General features: G+C 60.8%; 9 protein-coding genes and 1 tRNA gene. 6 read left to right on the top strand and 4 right to left on the bottom strand.

Translation table 11 applies throughout. From position 1 onward, the window contains the following. Nucleotides 1-336, bottom strand: a 336-nt coding sequence (locus tag KBA32_RS15785) for a hypothetical protein (RefSeq protein WP_294360932.1), incomplete at its 3' end; no start/stop codon positions are given. 222 nt (nucleotides 337-558) lie between these two features. Between KBA32_RS15785 and KBA32_RS15780 the strand changes: the two genes are divergently transcribed. From KBA32_RS15780 to KBA32_RS15770, 3 genes are read left to right on the top strand one after another with little or no spacing between them, the layout of a single operon-like run. Beyond that, nucleotides 559-1,329: an ABC transporter substrate-binding protein gene (locus KBA32_RS15780; protein ID WP_294360930.1), complete on the top strand. Its 771-nt coding sequence runs from the start codon at nucleotides 559-561 to the stop codon at nucleotides 1,327-1,329. A 34-nt stretch (nucleotides 1,330-1,363) separates the two neighbouring features. After that, entirely contained in the window at nucleotides 1,364-2,122 is a 759-nt protein-coding gene (locus tag KBA32_RS15775; RefSeq protein WP_294360927.1) for an amino acid ABC transporter permease, read from the top strand. A gap of 51 nt (nucleotides 2,123-2,173) precedes the next feature. Beyond that, nucleotides 2,174-2,905 carry an amino acid ABC transporter ATP-binding protein gene (locus KBA32_RS15770; RefSeq protein ID WP_367113792.1) on the top strand — a complete coding sequence of 244 codons (732 nt, stop codon included), beginning with the start codon at nucleotides 2,174-2,176 and terminating at the stop codon, nucleotides 2,903-2,905. Between the two features lie 15 nt (nucleotides 2,906-2,920). On the opposite strand, the gene KBA32_RS15765 is transcribed toward KBA32_RS15770, so the two are convergent. From KBA32_RS15765 to KBA32_RS15755, 3 genes are all read right to left on the bottom strand, one after another. Then, on the bottom strand, nucleotides 2,921-3,820 hold the full coding sequence (locus KBA32_RS15765) for a DMT family transporter (protein ID WP_294360922.1): 900 nt from the start codon (nucleotides 3,818-3,820) through the stop codon (nucleotides 2,921-2,923). A 70-nt stretch (nucleotides 3,821-3,890) separates the two neighbouring features. Further along, nucleotides 3,891-4,319 carry a hypothetical protein gene (locus tag KBA32_RS15760; protein ID WP_294360919.1) on the bottom strand — a complete coding sequence of 143 codons (429 nt, stop codon included), beginning with the start codon at nucleotides 4,317-4,319 and terminating at the stop codon, nucleotides 3,891-3,893. 99 nt (nucleotides 4,320-4,418) lie between these two features. Next, a tRNA-Leu gene (locus tag KBA32_RS15755) sits at nucleotides 4,419-4,503 on the bottom strand. 90 nt (nucleotides 4,504-4,593) lie between these two features. On the opposite strand from KBA32_RS15755, the gene queA reads away from it, so the two are divergent. From queA to yajC, 3 genes are all read left to right on the top strand, one after another. Beyond that, complete coding sequence (gene queA, locus KBA32_RS15750; protein WP_294360916.1) at nucleotides 4,594-5,637, top strand: tRNA preQ1(34) S-adenosylmethionine ribosyltransferase-isomerase QueA; 1,044 nt, start codon at nucleotides 4,594-4,596, stop codon at nucleotides 5,635-5,637. Then, the gene (tgt, locus tag KBA32_RS15745; protein WP_294360913.1) at nucleotides 5,627-6,748 is read left to right on the top strand and encodes a tRNA guanosine(34) transglycosylase Tgt; all 1,122 of its coding nucleotides are present in this window, start codon (nucleotides 5,627-5,629) and stop codon (nucleotides 6,746-6,748) included. The genes queA and tgt overlap by 11 nt, the downstream gene beginning before the upstream one ends. 108 nt (nucleotides 6,749-6,856) lie before the next feature. Next, nucleotides 6,857-7,081, top strand: a 225-nt coding sequence (gene yajC / locus KBA32_RS15740) for a preprotein translocase subunit YajC (protein ID WP_367113791.1), incomplete at its 3' end; no start/stop codon positions are given.

Raw genomic sequence — 7,081 nt, 5'->3', positions numbered from 1 at the left:
ACCATGTCCTTGATCAGCCGGACCTGCGGGAACTTCATCCGCAGCGAGAAATACACCCCGGCCAACAAGCAGCCGTAAATCATGATCTGGCTCCAGAAAAAATCGTCTGTCGCCGCGGAGATTGCTACCAAATTCATAAACACTCCCTTCCATAAGAAAACTCAAATCAGCACCGAGGGGTCTTTTTTTTCGGCACTGAGCCCAGGAGAGAATAAGCACAACACGTGCCAATAAAAAAATATTACGAACATCGGTTTCAAGCACCTGTTTTATTGGCGAAATCGAAAATTGCGCGCGAAATCGGGGACGCAAACCACCTCCTTTGCGCACCTCCATGGTGCATCAATTTGGGCTTTGCCCCGATTTGGTTTCCCCAACGAACAAACACCTAAAATTCGCATGGCATCACGTCGTCAATTTCCGCGAACACGCCGCCTTCTTTTCTCCAAATCGCACCATGTTTCATGTATCCTGACGCCCGTTTGTCACTTGCGCACCAGGCGTTTTCGCTCTCCAACGCCTTGATTTTTTCGTCTTTTTTACTTACCAGGAGTAGTCATGCGATTCATAGCCAAGTTGTTGAGCGCCGTCATTCCCCTGTCGATCATGATTTCCGCCCCGGTTCAAGCGCGTGACTGGGCCTCTGTCGAGAAGTCGGGCAAGATCATGGCCGCCACCGAAGGCGCTTTCGCTCCGTTCAACTACTACGAAGGCACCAAGCTGACCGGTTATGAAGTCGATGTGGCCGAAGCGCTGGCCCAAAAACTCGGCATGAAGCTCGAATGGCACGCCGTTCCCTTCGATTCGCAACTGGCCGCCGTCCGCCAGGACCGTTTTGACTTCGCCATCGCATCGCACGGCTACACCAAGGAACGCGCCAAGGCCGTCGATTTCGCCAGTCCGCACTACTGCACCGGCGGCACGATCGCCGCACCCAAGGACGGCCCGCTGACCGCCGAAGCGCTCAAGGGCAAGACCGTCGGCGTGCAGCTCGCGACCAGCTACTTCGACGCCGCCAAGAAGCTCCCCGGCATCAAGGAAGTGAAGACCTACAAGGCCGACCCGGAAGCCTTTTCGGCACTCAAGGCGAAGAAAATCGACGCCTGGATTTCCGACAAGTTCACGATCATGGAAACGCTGAACAAGAACACCGATTCGGGCGTCGTTTCCGGTGAACAAGTGTTCGTCGAAAAAGTCTCGCTGATCATGCGCAAGAACAACAAGGAGTTCATGGACAAGGTCAATCAGGCGCTGGCTGACCTGACCGCTGACGGCACGCTCGCCAAGATCTCCGACAAGTACTTCAAGACGGACATCACCTGCAAGTAAGCCGTACTGACAAGAAATACACAAAAGCAACAAGATGAACTGGACTAAGCAACATCCGGGCTGGACGATGTTCGGCGCGATGGTCGGACTTTTGATCTTCCTGTGGGGGCTGGCGATTCCGCTGTCCCTCGCACCCGAGCCCATCGGTCCGGCGGCGAACGAGTTTGCTGCCGGCGCCCGGATAACGGTCCTGCTGACGCTGATTTCAGGCACATCCGGCATCATCCTGGGGGTTCTGGCGGGGATGGGGAAACTCTCCAAATTCCTGCCGATCCGCTGGATCTGCGATTTCTACGTCTGGATCATCCGCGGCACGCCGCTGCTGCTGCAGATCATGTTCGTCTGGCTCGCGCTCCCGACGATCATGCCGGAAGGCGTCGTGCTTTCCGATTTCTCCTGCGCCGCAATTGCGCTTGCGCTCAATGTCGGCGCCTACAACACCGAATGCGTCCGCGCCGGCATCCTCGCCGTACCGCACGGCCAGGTCGAGGCAGCGCACGCGCTCGGTCTCTCGCCGATGCGCACCTTTATCGATATCGTGCTGCCGCAGAGCTTGCGCGTGGCACTTCCGGCACTGGCAAACAATCTCGCCTCGCTGGTCAAGGATTCTTCCCTCGCCTACGCGATCAGCGTCGTCGAACTGACGATGTCCGGCTACCGCGTCCAGGCCGAGAGCTACCAACCGATTCCCGTCTTCATGACCACCGCGGTCATCTATCTGATTCTGACGACAGCCTTCACGACCCTGACGGCGGCGCTCGAAGCGCGCCTCGAAGTCGGTCAGAAGCGCTGAGCAAGACAGCGTATGCATTGTATGGATAACGACGCAACCTCATCCAACCCGATCATCGTCGCGCGCAATGTCGACAAGCGCTACGGCTCGTTCTACGCGCTGCGCGGCGTTTCGGCCAGCTTCACCGAGGGGCAGGTCACGGCGATCATCGGCCCATCCGGCTCCGGTAAATCAACTTTTCTGCGCACGCTGAACCGCCTGGAAAAGCACGACTCGGGCGAAATCATCGTCGACGGCATCGAACTCAACGACGACCTGCAGCATCTCGACGCGATCCGCCGCGAAGTCGGCATGGTCTTCCAGAGCTTCAACCTGTTCTCGCATCTCACGATTCTGCGCAACATCTCGCTGGCGCCGATACGCGTGCGCAAGATGTCGCGCGCCGATGCCGAAGCCAAGGCAATGGCGCTGCTCGAACGCGTCGGTCTGAAGAATCAGGCGCACAAGTATCCGGTTCAGCTTTCGGGTGGACAGCAGCAGCGCGTCGCCATCGCCCGCGCACTGGCCATGGACCCCAAGGTTCTGCTCTTCGATGAGCCGACCTCGGCGCTCGACCCCGAAATGGTGAATGAAGTGCTGACCGTCATGCGCGAACTGGCACACACCGGCATCACCATGCTCGTCGTCACGCACGAAATGGGCTTCGCCCGCGAAGTCGCCGACCGCGTCATCTTCTTCGACGAAGGCGCGATTCTCGAAGACAGCACGCCGCAGGCCTTCTTCACCAATCCCGACCACGAGCGCGCGCAGGCCTTCCTCTCACAGGTCAGGCACGGCTTCTAGCACGCTCCCGAAAAGTCAGGCGCGTTCGACGCGTCCGGAGGCCAGCATCGGCATCATCTGTACGGCGACGATGCAGATGAAGATCAGCGCACAGCCGACCATGCCGGTCGTACTCAGCCGATCGCCCATGAGCAGGAATCCGAAGAGCGCTGCGAACAACGTTTCGGCCGACAGGATGATCGCCGCGTCGGCCGCCGCCGCATAACGCTGCCCGACGACCTGCCCGGTGTAGGCAAAACCGACCGAAATGAATCCCGTATAGAGAATCGGCACCGCCGCGCGCTGGATTCCTTCGAGCGTAATCGTCTCGGTCAGCGCACCCCAGAACAGGCACGCGATTCCGCACACGAAGAACTGGCCGCACGCAACCAGGAAAGGTGCGGCGATCCGGTCGGCGATCTTGCCGACGAAAAGCACGTGCAGCGCCCAGAACAGGCTACTGGCGATCACCCACGCGTCGCCGATGCCGAGATTCAGATTCCCCGCACCGGAGAGCATCCACGTGCCAACGAGACAACCGAGCGAAGTCGGCCACACCGACCAATGCGGTCGCACACGCAGGATCAGCCATGAAAGCATCGGCACCAGCGGCACGTAAAGCGCGGTCAGGAAGCCAGCATTCGTCACCGTTGTCGTCACCAGACCGATCTGCTGGAAGACGGCGCCCAAGGTAAGCAGCAGTCCGAGCAGAACGACGCCCAACAGGTCACGCCGCCCCGGCGGCACCTCGCGCCGGGAGATCGAACGCCAGTCGCGCCAGGCGAACGGCGCGACGATGCAGACACCGAGCAGGAAGCGGATTCCCGTGAAGGTAAACGGCTCGACGCCGTCCATCCCGTGCGCCTGGGCGACGAAAGCCGAGCCCCAGACGATGGCGACGGCGAGAAGCAACAAATTGGCTTGAGAACGTGTCACGAAATACCGCCCTGAAATCCGAAAAAGTGCAAACCTGAATCCCGGCTATTGTAGCCAGGCGCCATACGACCTACTCGAAGTGCATCCAGACGAACAGGACCTGCCCCTGCGATTCCGCCAACTGCGCCAGCCCGACCAGTTCGTTCAGCATGTCGAGCGCATCCTCGGTATCCCAGTGCTCGCTCTCGAAATCGCCGGTCGCCACCAGTTCCGTAGCGATCGCGTCCAGCGCCTCCTCGTCGACGCTCGCGAGCTTCTCGCTCATTTCGCCGGCGACGCGCAAGACGATGGAGTTGCTTGCCGAGACGTACACCGGCTCGTAGACATCGAGCGCGACGTCGAGCAGATCGCCTGTCAGCAGACAATGCAGCATGGCAATCTTCGGAATATCGAGACCGGGAATCTCGATCCCGCTCCATTCGTTCAACGGTTGAACGGCGTCGCCGACCGAGGCGCTTTCGTCCTCTTCGGCAGCAACAACGACAGTCACGAAAGCCATGATTTTCCTACGAATGCAAAGGTGCGCCCGTCGCTTCCCGAACACGCTCCCGGACAAGGTATAATCCGCCGCTTTTCGAGCGCTTGACTTAAAGGAATTTGGTGCCGAGAGAGGGACTCGAACCCTCACGTATTTCTACGGCGGATTTTGAATCCGCTGCGTCTACCGATTCCGCCACCTCGGCCAAGGTTCGTGTGAGACGAACCGAAGGAGGCCGAATTATCCTCGATTCAAGCCGAACCGACAAGCCGCACAAACGACTATTTTTGACCGCATGCTCACCCTCGACGATTTTGATTTCAACCTTCCGGACGAGTTGATCGCCCAGCATCCCGCCGCCGACCGCACCGCGAGTCGTCTGCTGCACATTCAGCCAGGAGCGCTTCACGACCGCCGATTCTCGGAGTTGCCGGAGCTCGTCCGGCCCGGCGATCTGCTGGTTTTCAACGACACCAAGGTCATCAAGGCGCGCCTGTTCGGCAGGAAGGATAGCGGCGGACAGGTCGAGGTGATGGTCGAGCGCATTGTCGATGCGCGCAAAGCTGTAGCGCAGGTTCGCGCCAGCAAATCGCCGAAGCCCGGGTCGCGGATCATCGCCGAAGATACCTTCACGTTCCGGGTGATCGGCCGAACGGGCGCCGCGTCCGAGTTCTTCGCGCTCGAACTGGAAGGCCCGGGCGACCTGCATGCGCTGATCGAGCAAAACGGGCGACTGCCATTACCGCCGTACATCAGCCACGCCGCCGAGGTCGAGGACGAAACGCGCTACCAGACAGTGTTCGCGCAGAACGCGGGCGCTGTCGCCGCACCGACGGCGGGTTTGCACTTCGACCAGGCGATGCTCGACCACCTGCAGGAAAGTTGCGTCGACCTGGCCTGGCTGACGCTGCATGTCGGCGCCGGCACCTTCCAGCCCGTCCGCGTCCATAACATCGCCGAACATCGCATGCATTCCGAGCGTTTCGAAATCCCGGAAGCCACCGTCGCCGCCATCGAACGGACACGGGAGCGACAAGGCCGCGTCATCGCCGTCGGCACGACCAGCTTGCGCGCGCTCGAATCGGCGGCGCAAGGCGGCGAACTGCGCGCCGGCAAGGCCGAGACCGACATCTTCATCACGCCGGGCTACCGGTTCAAGGTCGTCGACCGGTTGATCACCAATTTCCACCTCCCCAAGTCGACCCTGCTGATGCTCGTCTCCGCCTTTGCCGGGGCCGACACGATCCGTTCCGCGTATCAACACGCGGTCGCGGAGCGCTACCGCTTCTTCAGCTACGGCGACGCCATGTTCCTTGAAAGACAGAACGATGCAATTTGAACTCCTCACCACCGACGGTGCCGCACGCCGCGGCCGGCTGACGCTGGCGCACGGCGTCATCGAGACGCCGGTCTTCATGCCGGTCGGCACCTACGGCACGGTCAAGGCGATGACGCCGCGCGACCTCAACGAGATCGGTGCGCAGATCTGCCTCGGCAACACCTTCCACCTGTGGCTGCGCCCGGGGCTGGAGGTCATCGCCGCGCACGGCGGCCTGCACCGCTTCATGGGCTGGGACAAACCGATCCTCACCGACTCCGGCGGCTTCCAGGTCTTCTCGCTCGGCGCGCTGCGCAAGATCACCGAGGAAGGCGTCAAGTTCTCGTCGCCGATCAACGGCAACAAGCTGTTCCTGACGCCGGAAGAGTCGATGCGCATCCAGCACACGCTCAATTCCGACATTGTGATGATCTTCGACGAATGCACGCCCTACCCGGCGACCTACGACGAAGCGGCCAAGTCGATGCGCATGTCCTTGCGCTGGGCGCAGCGCTCGCGCGACGAGCACAACCGGCTCGCCAACACCAACGCGCTGTTCGGCATCGTGCAGGGGGGGATGTACGAGGATCTGCGCGATGAATCGCTCGCCGCCCTGGCCGACATCGGCTTCAACGGATTCGCCATCGGCGGGCTGTCGGTCGGCGAGCCGAAGGACGAAATGGCACGCATCCTGGCGCACACGACGCCATGCCTGCCGCAGGACAAGCCGCGCTATCTGATGGGCGTCGGCACGCCGGAGGATCTGGTGCACGGCGTGCAGACCGGCATCGACATGTTCGACTGCGTGATGCCGACGCGCAACGCGCGCAACGGCCACCTGTTTACGCGCTTCGGCGACATCAAGATCAAGAACGCGCAGCACAAGAACGATCCGCGCCCGCTCGACGAAACCTGCGCGTGCTATACCTGCCGCAATTTCTCGCGCGCCTACCTGCATCATCTGCACCGCATCGGCGAGATTCTCGGTTCGCAACTGAACACGATCCACAACCTGCATTACTACCAGGTGCTGATGCGCGAACTACGCGAAGCCATCGTCGCCGGCACGCTTGCCGAGAGGGTTGCGCGCTTCCATGCCGAGCGCAGCGCCGAGGCCAGGGTGCTACAATAGCCCGCTTGTTTTTCGACGCTCACCCGCACTTATTACCAGGAGACCAATGTGCTGATCAGCAACGCTTACGCTCAAACCGCCGGGGCCGCCGGCCCACTCGGCGGCCTCATGGAATTCCTGCCGATCATCCTGATGTTCGGCGTGCTTTATTTCCTGATGATCCGCCCGCAGATGAAAAAGGCGAAGGAGCACAAGGCATTGGTTGCCGCACTCGCCAAGGGCGATGAAGTGGTCACCCAGGCAGGTATCGCCGGACGCATCGCCAAGGTTGGTGACGATTTCATCTCCGTCGAAATCGCCGAAAAGGTAGAGGTCCAGATCCAGAAATCGGCC

The organism is Propionivibrio sp., assembly GCF_017995515.1.
In the GTDB taxonomy this organism is placed as follows: domain Bacteria; phylum Pseudomonadota; class Gammaproteobacteria; order Burkholderiales; family Rhodocyclaceae; genus Propionivibrio.
The sequence above is the reverse complement of the archived record's forward strand: the minus strand, read 5'-3'. Positions and strand labels throughout refer to the sequence as shown.